The sequence below is a fragment of the Companilactobacillus futsaii JCM 17355 genome (assembly GCF_001435505.1).
In the GTDB taxonomy this organism is placed as follows: Bacteria; Bacillota; Bacilli; order Lactobacillales; family Lactobacillaceae; genus Companilactobacillus; species Companilactobacillus futsaii.
Window position 1 is genome coordinate 1 of the sequence record NZ_AZDO01000054.1, and the last position, 19,054, is coordinate 19,054.

The window sequence follows — 19,054 nt, forward strand, 5'->3', positions numbered from 1 at the left end:
CAATCCATGATTTCTTAAAACTTATAAAAATGTCTAACTTTTTTATTGCACTTCATCATAATTAGATTTTCTAAGTCTTTTTTGTTGGGGTGTAAAAATATTAGGGGGTGAGATTATTGTTGTAAATAAAAGTCCCAGAACTTCTTAGCAACGTCGATTTTTGACATCAAAGGCCAAGTTTCTGGAGTATGATTTTTTTGTAAAAGGGTCATTTTGTTAGTATCGACACCGAATCCGGCACCAGCTTGAGCAACATTGTTGGCTAAGATGACGTCAGCGTTTTTACTGTTGAGCTTTTTTTCAGCGTTATCCAAAAGATTTTGTGTTTCAGCAGCAAAGCCAACGACAAATTGGTTAGTTTTGGTAGCAGCGATAGTTTTTAGGATATCAGGATTCTTCGTTAATTTAATAGTAAAGATATCTTCATTGGGATTTTTCTTAATTTTTTGATCAGCGACTGTCATAGGTTTAAAGTCAGCAACTGCAGCGGCCATAACTAAAACATCAATTTGGGGAAATTCTTGCTCTAAAGCTTTCATTAATTCGTCCGCTGTTTGAATTTCAATTTTATGGACACCAGATAATTCGGCTTTGACACTAGTAATCAAAGTAACGTCAGCACCTAAATCACGTGCAACTTGCGCCATAGCAATACCCATTTTACCAGAGGAACGATTGCCGATATATCTGACTGGATCGATGGCTTCTTTAGTACCACCGGCAGTAACGATAACTTTTTTGCCTTTTAGTTTAGGTTCAATAAAGAGCTCTTCGATAGAAGCCATGATTTGATCTAATTCAGGTAGACGACCTTTGCCAGTCATCCCTTCGGCTAAAAAGCCAGTTGCTGGTTGAATAACTTTGACATTATTAGCTTGCAAGAATTGAAGATTTCTTTGGACAGCAGGGTTTTCTAGCATATCAGTGTTCATTGCTGGGAAAATCAGTTTAGGCGCTTTAGTAGCTAGTAAACTAGTTGATGCAATATCATCAGCGATACCGTTAGCCATTTTCCCGATAATATTAGCTGTGGCTGGAACAACAATTGCTAGGTCAGTCCACAAAGCCAATTTAATGTGGGGAATAAAGTCATCGTTACTAGTTTGAGCTGTAAAATTATCAGTAATGACAGGTCGTTGGCTCAATGTGGCAAAAGTCAACGGTGTAACGAATTGTTGAGCCTCTTTAGTCATAATGACCTGAACGTTAGATTGTTGTTTGATCAATGCTCTAACAACATTGAGTGTTTTATATGCAGCAATGCCACCACTGACATAGACTGCAATATTTTTATCCTTTAACATTTTTCACCTCGTATAATTTTTTCTACTATTATTATACAATTTTTGGATATACTATTAGCTAGTACATGGAGGAAAACATGAGTATTTATACAGCAGACATAATTTTGTTTTTATTATTAGTATCGATTTTCAATAATCCCATCTTAAATATTTTTCAAGCATTAGGATGGAATTTTTTATTTAGTGAGGTTTTGATAGGGGTTATTTTGTTGGTAATTGTAGTTGTCGTACATAAGTTTTTGTTTAGTAAGTTTCTTAAGTAAGGGAATCTGAGGTTTGTTAAATATGCCGTCATCCGCAAAAGCCCTGTGATTGGCTGGAACATAGCCGACGCAACTTGGAGCCTTTGCTAAGCCCAAATTCGGGCAAAGTCTTCAAGTCGTGCCCATGGCGTTCCAGCAATTTTCCAGGGCCGAACGGACGACGGCATCTTAATACACAAACCAAAATACTTTTTAGAATTTCGACCTTTGGTATATAAAAGTGTAAAATTAAGTTAATAAAATTTCCACCAGAGAAGAGGTTTTGAGATGGAAAATATTTCTCAACGAGAGCTTGAAAATCAAGAGTTAGCTAAAGATGCTGCTCAGGAAGCTATCGTTTTATTACAAAATAAAAATCAAACTTTACCATTAAAAAATAAAAATATTGCTTTATATGGACATGGTGCTTTTGCCACTGTAAAGGGTGGAACTGGTTCAGGTGATGTTAACCAAAGAAGTGTCGTTAGTATTTTGCAAGGTTTAGAAAATGCTGGTTTTACAGTGACGACTAAATCTTGGTTAATGCGTTTGCAACGTTTCTATCAACAACAAAAGCATGAACACGATGAGAAACTAAAAGATAACCCGATGGCAATTTTGGCACCTGGTTTTACTTTCAAAGATCCAGAGATTGCCGAATTTGAGGATGCAGCAACGGGGATTTATGTGATTTCTCGTGTATCTGGTGAAAATTATGACCGCCGCAATCGTAAAGGTGACTTTAAGTTAACCGATAATGAGTTATCAAATATCATCCAAATGAGTCAATTTTATTCTAATAGTATCGTCCTATTAAATGTTGGTGGTGTGATGGATACTAGTTTCATCGATCAATGTCCAATGCTTGATAGTGTTGTTTTGGTTTCTCAATTGGGGATGACGACTGGCGATGCTGTGGCGGAAATTCTCGATGGCACCAAAACACCTTCCGGTAAATTGACTGATACTTGGGCTTATAACTATGAAGATTATCCTAGTTCCGAAAATTTTGGGATGTCTAATCCGGAATATGTCGAAGGGATTTATGTCGGATATCGTTATTTTGACAGTTTTCAAATTAAACCACGTTTTGAATTTGGTTTTGGTCAAAGTTATGCGAAATTTTTCTTAAAGACGCAAAAGGTCAATGTTAACGAAGAACGGATTCGTCTACAGGTTGCGATTGAGAATAGCAGTGAGAAATTTTCTGGTCAAGAGACGGTACAAGTCTATGTATCAAAGCCTCAGTCCGATATTCCGACACCTTATCAAGACTTGGTAGCTTATCAAAAGACGACCTCACTACGTCCAAATGCTCGTCAAACATTGGAATTTACTGTTCCAATGTCTGATTTGAGCATCTTTGACAGTGAATTGGGCGCTTATGTTTTGATGCCAGGAACTTATTACTTACGAGTTGGTAATAGTTCGAAAAACACGCAAGTAGTCGCAACTTTCAAACTGGATGAGAAGGTTATCTTAGAAAAAGTTGATAATTTGTTAGTACCAAGAATTGATCCGACTACTTTGACAACTAATAAAGTATCTTTGAAGAATGTCAGTGGCGTACCTTTCTTCTTATTAAAAGCCACTAATTTCTCAGAGACAAAGTTTGTGCACTATCAAGAAAAGAATGACGTGACAACTTTTGTTGAAAAACGTGAAGACTTACCAGGTAAAAGCTTGAACCAAATCATTGAACACGTTCGCAATGCAGCGGGCAAAACTTTAGACGATGTAAGTAATGGCGATGTCGAGTTAGCAGAATTCGTTGCCAGTTTAACTGATCAAGAATTAATCGATTTAGTTGAAGGACAAATGTCAGCTAACAAAAATGGCGTCGTTGGTATTTCTTCAGATCTAGTTCCGGGAGCTGCCGGGCAAACTGGAACAATCAAGAATAAAAGAATCCCAGCAATTGTTATGGCTGACGGACCTGCGGGAGTTAGAGTTGAGCCAGTTTATAAACGAAATGATCAGGTAATTGAACATTTTGCGACAGCTTGGCCAATTGGAACAGCTTTAGCACAAACTTGGAATAAAGATTTGATTGAAAAAGTTGGTTTTGCTGTTGGAACGGAATTAAAAGAATTTGGAGTTGATCTGTGGTTGGCTCCAGGAATGAATATTCATCGTGATCCACTCGGTGGACGTAATTTTGAATATTTCTCAGAAGATCCTTATTTGTCAGGAACAATGGCTGCTTTTGAAACGAAAGGCGTCCAAACACATCACGGAATCGGCGTGACGATTAAGCATTTCTTCGGTAACAATCAAGAGAGCCATCGAAATTATGGCAACAGTGTTATCAGCGAACAAGCTCTACGTCAGATTTATCTACGTAATTTTGAGATTGCAATTAAGACTTGTGCACCAGTTTCTATTATGACTTCTTACAATCGCGTCAACGGCATTTTTTCAGGTGCTAATTTTGAATTACTAACAAACGTTTTGCGTGATGAATGGCATTTTGAGGGATTAGTCATGACTGATTGGTTCAGTTCAGCAGATCCTAAACAAAGCATGCACGCTGGAAATGACTTGATCATGCCGGGAAGCTCAAAATCAGAGTTGATGAGTGCGGTGACTGATTTTGGACCTGAATTTGATGAGCAAGGCAATTTGTTAATCAAACATGGTTATGATTTCTTGAAGAAACGTAATACTGAAACAGAGATGTGGAATGATTTCATCGTTGATAACGAAGGAGAAGTACTCGTTAAACTCAGAGTTAGCGATGATTCAAACTTAAAAGATCGGCTCAAAGATTGGGTTTATGACGGCGTGGCCCAAATTACTGATAAAAATCATGTTTTACTTTCTGGTAAGTGGAAAGACAATAATGATTTGTACTTAGGAGATTTACAAAAATCTGCCATCAATGTTTTGAGAGCAGTTTTGAAATTAAAATTTTAGACGAAAAAAAGCGGACCAATTCGATTAGGAATTGATTCGCTTTTTGTGTTAATTAATATCTGTTTAATAGTTCAACATAAGCATCAACGATACTTTGTAGGAAGCCGACAGTACCTTCAGCAACGTTGCCATCTTCATCAAGAATCTTAGTAACATTTCCGATGTAAGCTTCTGGTTGTTGCAATGTTGGCATGTTCAAGAATACTAGTGATTGACGTAGAGCATGGTTAGCACCAAAACCACTGATAGCACCAGGTGAAACACTGATTACAGCAGCGGGCTTCTTGTCCCAAGCACTTTGACCATAAGGACGTGAACCAACATCAATAGCGTTCTTCAAGCCACCAGGAATTGAACGGTTGTATTCAGGTGTAACGAATAAAACACCAGCAGCTTCTTTGATTTGGTCTCTGAATGCAGTATATTCTGCAGGAACGTTTTCAGGTGTATCAATATCTTCGTTATAAAGTGGTAGGTTACCAATTTCAACAAATTCTGGTTCGTAGTCGCTAGGGAATAATTTCATAACATTCTTAGCAATTTGTTTTGAGAATGATCCTTTACGTAAACTACCAACTATAACAGCAATTTTTTTTGACATATAAAATTCCTCCATATCCTTCGATATTTCTAAATTAGCATAAAAAAAAATATTCAACAAATATTTGTTCTCGCAAACAAAAATATTTTTTCAAACTGGTAATCGGTTACAAAAATATTGATAAATAACTCACAATATGTTAAAATTTACCGATTTTATCAAAATAGTCTAAAAAAAACATCAAAAATTGAATCTGATTACAATTAGATTACAGAATTTTAGTTCGCTGGAATTTTTTTATTGTCCCTGTAATACGTTTGTTACATTTATCTTGTATAGTGTCCTCTGGTAAACATAAAACCGGGGAGAGATTAGTTGCTAAAGCAAATTAAATTAGATGCACTACTTATTATCAGTTTGATCGTCACAGGGGGAATGGGATACACAGTCGCATATGCTGCTGACACATCAAATGAACAAGTAAGTAATACAACGGATTTTCATAAAACATTAACTAATTTGGAAACACATCAAACAGTTGATGATGATGCTAACACACTAAACAAAAAGGTATCATTACCAGGTAACAAGGAATTTATGCCGGGTATTAGTAACAGTGAAAAAGATCCAAACATGGCTGATGTAGATACACTTCAAAAAGAAGTTGATCATGCACCAGTTCAAGAATCACAACCAGCACAAATTGAACAGTCGCAACAAGCTATTACTCAAGCTGCTGCTGAACCACCTGTAGAAATGCAATCAAGTGGTCGCAATGTTGGCACGTTCAAAATTAGTTTTTATGATCCAGCTGTTTTAGGATCAGATATGGGTTATTCAGGAGTTGCTACTAATTTAAACGTTATCCCACGTGGATCACGTTTGCAGATTACTACAGCTCAAGGAGACGTCTATTATCGTACTGTTAACGATACAGGAACATTTGCCTATGACAATCCATACCAAATCGATATGGCAATGCCAAATAGTATGATTCCTTCTTATGGAATTACTAGTGCAACCGTTGAAATTATTGGTTAAAAAAATACATTCGAATAATTATAAACCCGTTTTCACCACATTGTTTGGGAAAACGGATTTTTTGTTTTACAATTGGGTAAAGCTATTAAAAAGAAGGTTAATAAATGAGAGTATTTGGTGTAACTAACAATAAATTTGAAAGCTTTACTGAATTTGAAAAAACTAAAGAAAATCCTACTGGAAGAGATTTATTGGTCAAAATTGAAGGTATTTCAATCAATCCAGTTGATATTGCTACTAGAAAAAAGATTTCTGAAGATTTATCAGATCCGAAGATTTTAGGTTATGACGGATACGGTATAGTCGATGCCGTTGGTAGTGATGTTAAAAACTTTCAAGTCGGTGATAAAGTCTTTTTTGCCGGTGATTACACTCGTGACGGGTCATATCAGGAATACGAACTGATTGATGAACGAATCGTAGCTCATGCGCCAAAGAAAGCTTCAATTGAGAAAAGTGTTGCCATGCCATTAGTAACTTTGACAGCAAGTGAATTATTATTTGAAAAATTGCAAATCAATCCTGCTCAAGACAATCGGGATAAAACCATTTTGATTATCAATGGTGCTGGTGGAGTCGGTTCAATTGCTATTCAATTGGCTCATTTAGCCGGTCTAAGAGTAATTGCTACTGCTTCAACACCAGAAAAAGTCGATTGGGTCAAAAACTTAGGGGCTGACTTAGTAGTCAATCATCATCATGATCTGATCAAGCAAGTTCATGACTTAGAAGTTAAAAACGTCGATTTTATTTTAGGTTTGAGTGACAATGATCCACATTGGTCAGAAATCGTAGAATTGATCAAACCATTTGGAACTTTTGCAACCATTACTAATCTACGTGAATCACAAATTGCTGATTTGAAACAAAAGTCAGTCAACTTCGCTTGGGAATGGATGTTTACTAAAGCTAAATTCAGATTGAATTCAATGTCTACTCAGGGTGATTATCTAGAAAAGTTAGCTCAAGGTTTAGATAGTGGCATGATTGATTCAACAGTAACAAAAGTTTTCCACGGCTTTAATTTGGAAAATATTAAAAAAGCTACACAATTAGTTGAAGCTGGTCATATGATGGGCAAGGTAGTTGTTAAAGCTTAATTTAAGTTAAAAAGAGGATGATACTCTTAATAAGTGTCATCCTCTTTATTTTAAATTAAATTGTAATGTTTCAAGCCGTTAACAATACCACCGTTAACGTTTTCAGTGGTAATATAAGTAGCAGCCTCCTTGACCGAATCTATACCATTACCCATGGCAATGCCGTAATCTGCATATTTAATCATAGGTAAATCGTTAGTTCCGTCGCCAAATGCGTAAACTGGTTTGTCTTCTAAATCTAAACCCTTAATGAGATGTTTGATACCGCTCATTTTAGAGACGTCTTTTTCAACCGTATCAATTGAATAAGGACCAGTCTTGTAAAATTTTAATTCAGGGAATTTTTCTTGATAGCGCTGTGAATCTCCATTAGAAACAACGACCACCATTGGGACATCACCTTTTTGATAAAAGAATGGATCAATGGTTGGCAAATCAATATTAACCGCTTGATAAAATTCTTCAACAAAGGGGCTAGCTTCACTGAGAAATGATTCACTTGGCGAGTGCATGCTGACACTATCACCAAATTTTTCTGCTTGTTCAATAACTTGTTTTACCAATTCAGGTTTAATATTATTTTGATAAATAACCTTATCCTGTGATTGGACAAATGCGCCATTTAAAGTAATATAAGTATCAATACCAGTCGTACTAGTAGCAGCCTCAATTTCGATAGGGGAGCGTCCAGTACTGATAACTGGTAAATAGCCATTCTCTTTTAATTGGTGGACAGCTGTTGCTACAGAGTCATCCACTTGAGATTGGGCATTTAGAAGAGTTCCGTCTAAATCAAAGAAGACGGTACCACGATAATTGTTTTGCAAAAGATCACCAACTTAATTTTATTTTGTATACTAGTAATATGGTAACAATTTTTATTGTAATGATATAGTCAAATTTTACATATGGAGTGATATGTTTATGAAAATATTAATGATTGAGGATAATAAGTCTGTTTCTGAAATGATGGGCATGTTTTTCCAAAAAGAAAATTGGGAAGCAAGTTTTGCTTATGATGGCAATGAAGCAGTTGATATGTTCAATGAAGATCCTGACAAATGGGATATGATCACGCTTGATTTGAATTTACCGGGAAAAGATGGAATGGAAGTCGCTAAGGAAATCAGAAAAGTTTCCAAAACAGTTCCAATTATCATGTTGACGGCTCGTGATACTGAAAGTGATCAAGTACTTGGTCTGGAATTTGGTGCAGACGATTACGTTACTAAACCATTTAGTCCGATTACTTTGATTGCTCGAATGAAAGCAATTCACCGTCGTGATGAAAATATGGCTGAGAAACTAGCTGAATCAACGCCAGTCAATGCTGAAGTAGAAGAAGCAGATGATGGTTTTGATATCAATACTGGCTTCTTTAAATTAAATTCCAACACCCGTGAAGCTTATTTGAATGGCAAAGAAATTCCCGATTTAACACCAAAAGAGTTTGATCTATTGAAAACTTTAGCAAGCAAGCCAAAACAAGTTTTCTCGCGTGAACAATTGCTAGAACAAGTTTGGGATTACGATTATTTCGGTGAAGAAAGAACTGTCGATGCACATATCAAAAAATTGCGTCAAAAGATTGAAAAGGTTGGACCTCAAGTTATTGAAACAGTTTGGGGTGTCGGCTACAAATTTGATGATACAGGAGCGAAAAATAAGGCATAATGAAATTAATTTATCAAAACATGCTGAGTTTTTTGATCGTTATTTTGACGACTCTAGGAATCATTTTGTATTCCGTCACTAGTGCTGCCACTAATTGGGAATATAATCGGACATATAAGAGTCTGGAAAGTTATGCTGGTAACCTAGAAAAGATAGCCTTGAAAACTGATCCTAAAACTGGGCAGATTCACAATATCACTGGCGATAATATTAGAACAGTTGAACAAGTCTTATCAGAGAGAAATGTTCAGTTTGCTATTTTTGATTACAATAATAATCAGGTTTATCCAACGCCGCCAACGAATGTCAAATTACACTTGAAGCAATCTTACTGGAAAAAGCTCAAACAAGGTAAGACGATTCGCAATATTCAAAAATCACAAAACACTGCTGGCAATCCACGACTTCGAAAAGATGATAATCGCAGTTACGTTTATGTCTTAACACCGTGGTTCCAAAACGGAAAATTAATTGCGGCTGTTTGGGCAGGTTCAGATGTTTCTGAATTACAGACTAACATTGGTGAAATCAATAGTCGGCTTTACTTTGCCTTGCTGATTTCTCTTTTGGCAGCGATTATTTTGAGCTTCTTACTTTCCAGATATCAAGTTAATCGGATCAATCGACTACGTGGAGCGACAAAACGAGTTGCTAATAATGATTTCTCAGTTCACATAGAAAGTAAGGGCCGTGACGAATTAGATGATTTAGCTGATGATTTCAATCAAATGGTTAAGTCGCTAGAAGCTTCAGATACAGAAATCAAACGCCAAGAACAACGTCGTAAGGAATTTATGGCCGATGCCTCTCACGAGATGAGAACGCCATTGACGACTATTAACGGGCTATTAGAAGGATTAGCTTATGATGCTATCCCCGAAGAGTCAAAAGGTCAAAGTATTCAGTTGATGCGTAATGAAACTAAGCGTTTGATTCGACTGGTCAATGAAAACTTAGATTACGAAAAGATTAGAACTAATCAAATTACCATGGCCAAACGAGTTTTTGATGCTAATAAACCATTACAAGACATTACTTCGCAATTGGATAAAAAAGCAAAGACTGCTGGCGATGAATTGATCTTGAAACCTTATGAAGGTGAATTAAAGACGTATGCCGACTATGACCGCTTTGTACAAGTCATCTTTAATATCATGCAAAATGCCATTCAATTTACTAAAGATGGCAAGATATTTATTAGTGGTAGTCGAAATGAAGAGCGTCACGCTTCAGTCTTTATAATTTCTGATACTGGTATTGGGATGTCCGAAGACCAAGTCAAGAATATTTGGGACCGTTACTATAAAGCTGATCCATCTCGTAAGAACCGTAAGTATGGTGAATCAGGCTTAGGACTTTCAATCGTTCATCAATTGGTAGAAAATCATGGTGGAGAGATTGAAGTCAAGAGTAAGCTCAACGAAGGAACAACCTTTACTGTGACATTATTTGATGAAGGCTTCGAGCACAAGAAAGATGAACAAAAACAAGCTTAATTATTGAAAAAGGAATCTCATTTGAGTGTAGTTATAGCTACATTTGATGAGATTCCTCTTTTATTTTTGATTTAAATAATCCCAACTGTCGATAGGCGTACGGTCGTTTTTTAATTGTACCGCATCAGTCGTATAGAGATCAGTTGTTGATTTATTACCATTTTTTGAATAAAGACTAGTTGACTTATCACCGAGTTTGTCACGAAGTTCTTCCATTTGTTGAACTTGATCTAAATAAGAATAATTATCTGGATCAGTAGGGGTGAAACCCTTTGGTGTATAGAAACGAAGCAGGTTTTTGTTATTAACGTTGTCAGAAGTTTTCAGCTTCGTGTCAACATCTTCTTCCCATTTAGCAACTTTAGTAACCAATTCGGGATTGTCACGCATATTGACTTCTTCGCCAGTTTCGTTAGCGTAGACAGTCGTTGAATTTCCATTACGCAGAACAGTATAATTCGGTGTTATGAAACTATTATTTCTAAAAGCAACTACTGAATTATGTTGTTTAGATAATAAATCAGTTCCTAGTTGCACGTATGATTTGGTATTAACTCCTGCCAGGTGCAAAACAGTAGGTAGGACGTCAATTTCACCGCCATAAGTATGATTAATGCCACCTTTGAGACCATCCATGTGAATCATGAAAGGAACTCGTTGCATTTGAGTATTGTCAAATTTAGTCCAAGTTTCGGGAGTTTTTCCAAGCATCGTTGAAAGAGACTGGTGTTGCTCGTCATTTAACCCATAATGATCGCCATATAGCACGACCATAGTGTTCTTTTCTAAACCAGAAGCTTTGAGATAATTGAAAAATTCTTCGACTGATTTGTCTAAATAATGAGCAGTTTTGAAATAATCGTTTACTCGAGAATTTTCGTTATCAGAAGTTTGGAAACCGGCGTTGTCTTCATCAGAGAATTGATAGCCCACGTGATTAGTAATAGTTAGAAACTTTGTATAGAACGGTTGCTGCATTTGTTCTAGATACTTAACCCCTTCAGAAAAAAGCAATTTATCTTTAACGCCATAACCATTCAGCGACAAGGTGTCTGGGCCTTTAGTATCGTAATAACTCTTATCGAAGAAGTAGTTATATCCCATATTTTTATAAGTGACATTTCGTCCCCAGAAACTTCCAATATTACCATGGAATACAGCACTCGTGTAGCCTTTTTGTTGAGCTAGAATGGCTGGAGCCGATTGGAAGGTATTATCGCCGCCGAGTTTTTGGAAAAATGAACCTTCGGGTAATCCGAATAAGCCCGACTCAAGCATTGTTTCTGCATCACTTGTCCGACCAGTTCCAACTTCATAGAAGAAATTATCAAATGAAAGTGTATTTTGGTTGTTGTAGAGACTATTTAAGAATGGAGTAACTTCTTGGCCATTTATTTTCATACCGATTAAAAATTGTTCAAAACTTTCTAAATGGATGATGATGATATTTTTACCACTAGCTTTACCAAAATATTTGGCATTGGGTTTAGCGTAATTATTATTGACATAATCCAAGACGTTGTCTATTTCTGCTTCGGTGGCATTAGAACGCACCTGATTATTTTGCACCGAGCGAACGGAGTCATAAGCTAAAAAAGAATTGATACCGAGATATTGGACAATATATGAATGATCAAAAGTTCTTCCTAATAATTGAGGACGGTTGGCTTCAGACCCTGCTAAATCAGCAGAAAAAAGTGCAATTCCAAGTATACTAGTGGCTAAAGCATTGAGTTTTCTAAATGGGCGCGAATCAATTTTTACGAAACGAGTTGCAAATAACAAAATAATCACTACAAAGTCGATCAAGTAAATTAAATCGCGTGGTTGCATCGAACTTAAAGTACTGGCACCTAATCCTTTCGCAACTTTACTAACACCAAGCATTGTACTAACAGAAATAAAATCAGCCATTTCACGATAATATAATAAATTAGCATAAATAAAAATTGAATCAGCTAGATAAATAAGTCCCATTACTAAATATGAAATTTTGGGCTTATTGATGTAAAGAGCCAATCCTAATAGAAAAACTAACGTTGCCAAAGGATTAACTATCATAAAAAAATACTGCCATAAGTTATTGACAGTTAGTCCAAAGTCTAGAAAATAAGTAACCACAGTTTTTAACCATAGACAAACGACCAAAAAGCCCATAAATCCCAGTCGTGTGTTCAAGATGGATTTTATTTTTTGCATAATATCCCTCATAACTATTTTAATTCTATGATTAAATAATACGTTATTTCGGAAAAGAAAAAAAGCCAGCTCACGCTGACTTACTTAGTAGAATCATTTTTTCCTTTGAGAACACTAGACCAACTATCGATTACTGAACGATCACCGTTTAATTCTGGAGCGTCGGTTGTATAAAGGTCGGTAGTTGACTTGTTATTATTTTGTGAATATACACTAGTAGATTTCAATCCAAGGTCATTTCTAGTAGCGACCAATTTTTGAATTTCATTTTGGTAGTTGTATTCCTTACTATCAACTGGTGTAAAGCCATTTGGAGTATAGAATCTCAGAAGGTTCTTGTTGTTGATCGTGTCGGATAGTTTCAATTTGTCGTTGACGTATTGTTGCCATTTAGCTACTTTTTCCTTTAATTTAGGATTTTGGCTTAAATCAACTAATTCACCAGTTTTGTTTTTATAAACTTCGGGATCACCATCGCTGCTCTTTAGAACAGTGTATTTAGGTGTAACAAAATTCTTGTTTCTAAAGATTACAATCTGATTGTGATCTTTAGATAATAGATCAGTCCCTAGTTGAACATACTGTTTAGTATTGATCCCAGCTAGATGCAAGATTGTTGGTAAGACGTCAATTTCACCACCATAGGAGTGATTGATACCGCCTTTGAGGCCTTTCATATGGATCATAAAAGGAACCTTTTGCATTTGTGAATCATTGAAGTCAGACCAATCATTTGTATCAACGCCTAGCAATGGTGCTAAATCAGGATTTTGACTGTTAGAAAGGCCATAATGGTCCCCATAAAGAACAATCATGGAATTATTATAAATACCGCTAGACTTCAAGTAATTGAAAAATTCTTGAAGGGCGTTATCTAAGTAATGGGCAGTCAAGAAATAATTATTAACTGCGCTGTTGTTAGTGTTAGGTGCTTGGAAACCATCATTATCTTCTTCAGGCAATTCAAAAGGATAATGGTTAGTAACAGTAATAAATTTGGTATAGAAGGGCTGTTGCAACTGCTCAAGATACTTAACACTTTCTGAAAGCATCAATTTATCTTTCATACCATATTCCAAACTTGAGTCAGCCGTTTTATTAAAATAATTTGAATCAAAGAAATAATCATAGCCCATGTTTTTATAAACATTGTCACGGTTCCAAAAACTACCGATATTTCCATGGAAGACCGCACTCGTGTAACCTTCTTTTTGTCCAAGAATAGCTGGAGCAGCCTGGAAAGTATTGTCACTGCCGAGTTTTGAGAACAATGAACCTTCAGGCAATCCGAAGAGTCCGGTCTCTAACATATTCTCAGCATCACTAGTTTTTCCTTGTCCAACTTCATGATAGAAATTATCAAATGACATTGTGTTTTTATCGTTGTATAGACTATTCAAGAATGGTGTAACTTCTTGTCCATTAACTTTGTAATTGATAAGGAATTGTTGAAAACTTTCCAAATGGATAACGATAATGTTTTTACCTTTAGCCTTACCAAAATAAACTGGATTAGGCTTGGCATAATTCTTTTTAACTTCAGTTAAAACGTCATCCATATCAGTCCCAACTGCTTCTGAGCGGACTTGATTATTTTGAACGGTTTTAATGGAATCATAAGCTAGAAAACTATTTAGTCCCAAATATTTAACAATGTAGGCACGATCAAATGTCCGACCTAATAATTGAGGACGGTTGCTTTCTGCGATAGTTAAATTTAATGAAAATAGAAAAATACCCAAAAAAGTTGTAGCAATTGCTGTCGATTTTTTCATAGGTTGAGGGTCAATTTTGATATAATGGGTAAGTAACAAAATTGCTAGAATTATGAAATCTAAACCATAAATAAAATCATGAATCTGGACTAAATTAGCAGCACTACCACCAAGACCTTTGGAAACTTTAGTGGCACCAGCAATCGTATTAAAAGATAGAAAATCACTGAATTCTCGGTAGTAAAGGATATTTCCATATAGAAGGACTGATTCTAAAAGATAGATAACGCCCATAACGATATAGGAAATTTTGGCACGATTGATGTATAACGCTATGCTCAAAAGTATAACGGCTGTAGCGATAGGATTGATGATCAAAATAAAATGTTGTAACGGGTTTGAAACGCCAAGGGAAAAATCCCAGTAATAGGCAATAATGGTTTTGACCCACAATAAAGTCACTAATAGAGCCATAAAGCCCAGTCGTTTATTCAAAATATTTTTTAATTTATTCATTGAAAGTTCCTTGTTTTTAAAAATTCTTAAATAAATCTATTTAAAGACTAAATAAATCACTTAATTGTTAGTATAATACGTTATAGGTAAAAAGTGGGAAAGAATGAGCAAAATAATATTTTTAGGACCATTATATAATTATATATATGCGCGCTTTGCGACAAAATTTAATCATTTTCCATTGATTCGGCTTTCTTTTTACGCTGTTGATAAAGCAATATTATATACTTTAATTTTTATAATTTTAAGGTATATCTGGGTTAAAATAAAGAAGAGAAATACTACCTTTTGGTATGAGTTTTGGCTCAGCGTGTTTATTTTTTATGTTTTCCTACTTTTTGCTTTAACAGTTTTTCGAGATGGCTATTTCATTTGGCAGTTCAAATTTTTTTGGCACCGTCCGTTATCTGATATAAATACTGTTCCGTTGATAGAAACGATGAAGTTAGCAGATGCTAAGTCTTTGGTCGACTTTTTTTATAACTTGTATGGTAATATTGTGTGGTTCGTACCGATGGGATTCTTCATTCCCGCATTAAGTAAGCGCCATCTTAATTTCTTGCAAGTTGTCTTAATGGGTGCGATGATTTCAGTGTCAATTGAAGCTTTACAATTTGTTTTACATACCGGCGTCACTGATATTGATGACGTAATTTTCAACACTTTAGGTGCTGCGGTAGGGTATTTATTATATTTTTTAGGAAAATGGATAAAAAAGCTAATAAAAATTTGAAATTTTCTTCGAAAATGATTAATCTTAGATTTGACGATATATATGGAGGAGAGAGATAAATGACTCAAATTAAATTTGATGATTCAAAATTGAGCAAGTTCGTTCAAGACAACGAACTTGGCGAAATGCAAGCATTAGTTAATGCTGCTGATGAAGAACTACGTAAGGGTACCGGTGCTGGTGCTGACTTCCGTGGTTTCATCGATTTGCCTGTTGACTATGACAAAGATGAATTTGCCCGTATTAAGAAAGCTGCTAAGAAGATCCAATCAGACTCAGAAGTATTTATTGGTATCGGTATTGGTGGTTCATACTTAGGTGCTCGTGCTGCAATCGACTTCCTAAGCTCATCATTCTACAATGTTAAGAATGAAAAAGATGTTCCAGAAGTTTACTTCTGTGGTAACTCAATTTCTCCAAATTACTTAGCTGATTTACTAGACGTTATCGGCGACCGTGATTTCAGTGTTAACATCATTTCTAAATCTGGTACAACAACAGAACCTTCAATTGCTTTTAGAATTTTGAAAGCTAAATTGATTGAAAAATATGGTGTTGAAGGTGCTAAGGAACGTATCTATGCTACAACAGATCGTGCTAAGGGTGCTTTAAAGACAGAATCAGATGCTGAAGGCTACGAAGAATTCGTTGTTCCTGATGATATCGGTGGTCGTTTCTCAGTTCTTACAGCTGTTGGTCTATTGCCAATTGCCGTTGCTGGTATCGACATCGACAAGTTGATGGAAGGTGCTGCTCAAGCTCGTAGTGATTACTCATCAGCTGATCTAACAAAGAACGATGCTTACAAGTATGCTGCTTTGAGAAACATCTTGTACCGTAAAGGTTACACAACAGAATTGCTAGAAAACTACGAACCAAATGTTCAATACTTTGGCGAATGGTGGAAGCAATTGATGGGTGAATCTGAAGGTAAAGATCAAAAGGGTATCTACCCATCATCAGCTAACTTCTCAACTGACTTGCACTCATTAGGTCAATACATTCAAGAAGGTCGTCGTAACTTGATGGAAACTGTTGTTTTGATCGACACACCAAGACATGACGTTAAGATTCCCGCTGAAAAAGATAACCTTGATGGTTTGAAGTACTTGGAAAACAAGTCAATGGACTTTGTTAACAAGAAGGCTTACGAAGGTGTTGTTCTAGCTCACACTGATGGTGGCGTTCCAGTTATGACAGTTCACATTGAAAAACAAGATGCCTTCAACCTAGGTTACTTGATGTACTTCTTTGAAATTGCTGTTGGTATTTCTGGTTACTTGAACGGTATCAACCCATTTAACCAACCAGGTGTTGAAGCATACAAGAAGAACATGTTTGGTCTACTTGGCCGTCCTGGTTATGAAGAACTTGGCGAAGAATTAAACAAGAGACTATAATTCATAATTAAATACAAATGAAAAAGCATCCTCAATCGAGGGTGCTTTTTTTGTCGTTCCTTGTAAAAACTACTTCGTGAACGATGCCATATTCTGTTTGATCGGCAATTTGATCTAATGTTTCTTCAAAGCCAAACATCTCGTAAAATGCCTGGGCAATTAAGTTTTTCTTCAAAACAATTATGTAAAAATCACTAAATTTTTTAGACAAATTTTCTAAAGCAGCAGTGAATAATTTTTGACCGATACCTTGATGTTGATATTCTGGCAAGACGTAAAGCGTATAGATCTCCCCGAATTCTTGATACTTTTTCCGTCGAGCCGGACCAAATGAACAAACTCCGACTATCTTTTCGTCATCTAAGGCCACCAAAGTATTGTTCCATCTAGTTTCTGGATGCCAAATATCAATTCTCAAATTATCTAACAAGGCTTGTGGGACGATTCCGACATAAGCATATTGCCAAGTTTTATAATACAGCTCACTGATTTTTTTAAAATTGAAATCTTTAGTAGTGGGTACAATGTTGATCATTTTAGTTTCTACTTTCAACTGAATTTGTTTCACTAGCAAAGACTCCTAATTTACCAAAGACTAATCCTAAAACGAATCCAGCAAGAGTCAATGTAACCCAGCCTAATCCTAAACTAGCGAATGGAACGTATTGATGATAGAAGTTTAGTGCAGCTTTGACGAAAGTTAAATTAGTAACAGCTTCTGGTGAAGCATTCAACATATCAAAGACAGCAGGTAAAACAGTGAAGGCGATTGTCATTTTATAAACAACACCAGCGTAAGGCTTTGAATGAACAGTTAATGAAACGAGGATCAAAGCTAATGACAATGGGTAAAGTAACATTAACACTGGTAGTGACCAAGCGATGATGTTATCAAGACCCGCGTTAGCAACGACAAATGACATCACTGTTGTGACACGTAGCCAAGCTAAGTAGCTTACTTTAGGGAACAATTTGTGGAAATCTTGTGAGAATGATGCGACAAGTCCCATAGCAGTAGTGAAAACACCTAAGGTAACCAAAACACCTAAGAAAGCAGCTCCTAAGTTACCGAAGTAGTAATTAACGATTTGTGAAAGAGCAGTACCACCATTATCAGAAAGGTTTAATCTACTTAAACTAAATGAACCTAATAGAACTAATCCAAAGTAAACTAAAACTTCTAAGGCGATACTCAAAGAACCAGCTTTAGCAGTTAAACCAGTTAGTTCTCTATCTTTGTAGCCCAGGCCTCTAACGGCGTGAACGAAAGTAACACTCAAAGCTAATAAAGCAACTGCATCAATTGTGTTATAGCCTTCGAGCAAACCACTGACAGTAGCACTAGTTTGATAGGCTTGCGTTGGCATATGGTTCAAGCCACCCATAGGGTTCAAGAAAGCAACTACGAAGATAACAGCCAATAATACCAAGAAGATAGTGTTTAAATATTTTCCAACGTATTTCAATAATCTGTTTTGATGAACAGTTAAAACATAGGCTAAACCAAAGAATAGAGCGGTGAAAACTAACATCCCGACGGTGTCAAATTTTGCAGGCAAGAATGGTTTAAGTCCCATTTCAAAAGCGGTAGCGGCAGTACGTGGAGTACCGAAGAAAGGTCCGATGGTCAAGTGAACCAAAACTAAGAACATTGCGGCATAAAATTTACCGACTGGACGTGCTAGATCATATAAACCATCACTCTTTGTAACGACAACAGCTAAAATTGCTAGTAACGGAAAGAGTGAACCAGAAATTGCAAAGCCAAATGCGGCTGACATCCAATTATTACCGGCTAATTGACCTAAATGGACTGGAAAAATCAAGTTCCCAGAACCAAAGAACATTCCAAAAATTAATGATGAAACTACTAGTAAATGTAATACCTTTTTCTTACTTCTTTTTTCTCCTGATAAATCGTAATCGTCTTTCATAAAACTTCCTCCTAAAAATGTTGTTTCTAATCTGTGATGGGCTTTTAATGCCACTAATATCAGAATCCATTTTGAACCACCCCTTTTGAAATTTTAAAAACGTTAGGAACAAAAAGAGCCCTCTTCCAGCTAAGGAAAAGGGCTCAAATAGAACGGTACCACCTTTTATGGGTATTACAAAAATACCCACTCACTTAACGGACAAATAATCCGCTAGCCTGATAATGGTGGCAGCCACGGTAA

Annotated in this window: 14 protein-coding genes; 7 read left to right on the top strand and 7 right to left on the bottom strand. The window is 36.1% G+C overall.

Going from position 1 to position 19,054, the window contains the following annotated elements; genetic code table 11:
• Positions 1-113: 113 nt before the first annotated feature.
• Complete coding sequence (coaBC, locus tag FC88_RS05280) at positions 114-1,304, bottom strand: bifunctional phosphopantothenoylcysteine decarboxylase/phosphopantothenate--cysteine ligase CoaBC (protein WP_057813516.1); 1,191 nt, start codon at positions 1,302-1,304, stop codon at positions 114-116.
• Between the two features lie 530 nt (positions 1,305-1,834).
• Between coaBC and FC88_RS05290 the strand changes: the two genes are divergently transcribed.
• Positions 1,835-4,462, top strand: a complete 2,628-nt coding sequence (locus FC88_RS05290) for a glycoside hydrolase family 3 protein (protein ID WP_057813520.1) — start codon at positions 1,835-1,837, stop codon at positions 4,460-4,462.
• A 52-nt stretch (positions 4,463-4,514) separates the two neighbouring features.
• On the opposite strand, the gene FC88_RS05295 is transcribed toward FC88_RS05290, so the two are convergent.
• Positions 4,515-5,063, bottom strand: coding sequence for an NADPH-dependent FMN reductase (locus FC88_RS05295; protein ID WP_057813522.1), 549 nt, complete (start codon positions 5,061-5,063; stop codon positions 4,515-4,517).
• A 315-nt stretch (positions 5,064-5,378) separates the two neighbouring features.
• On the opposite strand from FC88_RS05295, the gene FC88_RS05300 reads away from it, so the two are divergent.
• Both FC88_RS05300 and FC88_RS05305 read left to right on the top strand, forming a co-directional pair.
• Positions 5,379-6,044, top strand: a complete 666-nt coding sequence (locus tag FC88_RS05300) for a hypothetical protein (RefSeq protein ID WP_057813524.1) — start codon at positions 5,379-5,381, stop codon at positions 6,042-6,044.
• Positions 6,045-6,148: 104 nt separating this feature from the next.
• Positions 6,149-7,144, top strand: a complete 996-nt coding sequence (locus FC88_RS05305) for a zinc-binding alcohol dehydrogenase family protein (protein WP_057813526.1) — start codon at positions 6,149-6,151, stop codon at positions 7,142-7,144.
• Between the two features lie 50 nt (positions 7,145-7,194).
• Here the strand turns inward: FC88_RS05305 and FC88_RS05310 are convergent, their stop codons facing one another.
• Complete coding sequence (locus tag FC88_RS05310; protein ID WP_057813528.1) at positions 7,195-7,971, bottom strand: Cof-type HAD-IIB family hydrolase; 777 nt, start codon at positions 7,969-7,971, stop codon at positions 7,195-7,197.
• Between the two features lie 97 nt (positions 7,972-8,068).
• Here FC88_RS05310 and FC88_RS05315 point away from each other — a divergent pair, with 97 nt between their 5' ends.
• Positions 8,069-8,818, top strand: a complete 750-nt coding sequence (locus FC88_RS05315) for a response regulator transcription factor (RefSeq protein WP_057813529.1) — start codon at positions 8,069-8,071, stop codon at positions 8,816-8,818.
• Positions 8,818-10,314, top strand: coding sequence for a sensor histidine kinase (locus FC88_RS05320; RefSeq protein ID WP_057813531.1), 1,497 nt, complete (start codon positions 8,818-8,820; stop codon positions 10,312-10,314). Before FC88_RS05315 ends, FC88_RS05320 begins: the two co-directional genes overlap by 1 nt.
• Positions 10,315-10,374: 60 nt before the next feature.
• On the opposite strand, the gene FC88_RS05325 is transcribed toward FC88_RS05320, so the two are convergent.
• Positions 10,375-12,513 (bottom strand): LTA synthase family protein, encoded by a 2,139-nt coding sequence (locus FC88_RS05325; RefSeq protein ID WP_057813534.1) that lies wholly within the window; start codon positions 12,511-12,513, stop codon positions 10,375-10,377.
• A gap of 80 nt (positions 12,514-12,593) precedes the next feature.
• The gene (locus tag FC88_RS05330; protein ID WP_057813536.1) at positions 12,594-14,744 is read right to left on the bottom strand and encodes an LTA synthase family protein; all 2,151 of its coding nucleotides are present in this window, start codon (positions 14,742-14,744) and stop codon (positions 12,594-12,596) included.
• Positions 14,745-14,856: 112 nt separating this feature from the next.
• Here FC88_RS05330 and FC88_RS05335 point away from each other — a divergent pair, with 112 nt between their 5' ends.
• The gene (locus FC88_RS05335) at positions 14,857-15,477 is read left to right on the top strand and encodes a VanZ family protein (protein ID WP_057813560.1); all 621 of its coding nucleotides are present in this window, start codon (positions 14,857-14,859) and stop codon (positions 15,475-15,477) included.
• A gap of 59 nt (positions 15,478-15,536) precedes the next feature.
• Entirely contained in the window at positions 15,537-16,877 is a 1,341-nt protein-coding gene (locus tag FC88_RS05340; RefSeq protein WP_057813539.1) for a glucose-6-phosphate isomerase, read from the top strand.
• Positions 16,878-16,908: 31 nt separating this feature from the next.
• On the opposite strand, the gene FC88_RS05345 is transcribed toward FC88_RS05340, so the two are convergent.
• Together FC88_RS05345 and brnQ are read right to left on the bottom strand one after the other, a co-directional pair.
• Positions 16,909-17,445, bottom strand: a complete 537-nt coding sequence (locus FC88_RS05345; RefSeq protein WP_057813541.1) for a GNAT family N-acetyltransferase — start codon at positions 17,443-17,445, stop codon at positions 16,909-16,911.
• On the bottom strand, positions 17,414-18,811 hold the full coding sequence (gene brnQ, locus FC88_RS05350; protein WP_057813543.1) for a branched-chain amino acid transport system II carrier protein: 1,398 nt from the start codon (positions 18,809-18,811) through the stop codon (positions 17,414-17,416). Before brnQ ends, FC88_RS05345 begins: the two co-directional genes overlap by 32 nt.
• Positions 18,812-19,054 lie beyond the last annotated feature (243 nt).

Excerpts from the sequence above, each read along its gene's own strand:
- coaBC (WP_057813516.1), bottom strand. The coding sequence starts at position 1,304 with ATGTTAAAGGATAAAAATATTGCAGTCTATGTCAGTGGTGGCATTGCT.
- FC88_RS05290 (WP_057813520.1), top strand. The coding sequence starts at position 1,835 with ATGGAAAATATTTCTCAACGAGAGCTTGAAAATCAAGAGTTAGCTAAA.
- FC88_RS05295 (WP_057813522.1), bottom strand. The coding sequence starts at position 5,063 with ATGTCAAAAAAAATTGCTGTTATAGTTGGTAGTTTACGTAAAGGATCA.
- FC88_RS05305 (WP_057813526.1), top strand. The coding sequence starts at position 6,149 with ATGAGAGTATTTGGTGTAACTAACAATAAATTTGAAAGCTTTACTGAA.
- FC88_RS05315 (WP_057813529.1), top strand. The coding sequence starts at position 8,069 with ATGAAAATATTAATGATTGAGGATAATAAGTCTGTTTCTGAAATGATG.
- FC88_RS05320 (WP_057813531.1), top strand. The coding sequence starts at position 8,818 with ATGAAATTAATTTATCAAAACATGCTGAGTTTTTTGATCGTTATTTTG.
- FC88_RS05325 (WP_057813534.1), bottom strand. The coding sequence starts at position 12,513 with ATGCAAAAAATAAAATCCATCTTGAACACACGACTGGGATTTATGGGC.
- FC88_RS05330 (WP_057813536.1), bottom strand. The coding sequence starts at position 14,744 with ATGAATAAATTAAAAAATATTTTGAATAAACGACTGGGCTTTATGGCT.
- FC88_RS05340 (WP_057813539.1), top strand. The coding sequence starts at position 15,537 with ATGACTCAAATTAAATTTGATGATTCAAAATTGAGCAAGTTCGTTCAA.
- brnQ (WP_057813543.1), bottom strand. The coding sequence starts at position 18,811 with ATGAAAGACGATTACGATTTATCAGGAGAAAAAAGAAGTAAGAAAAAG.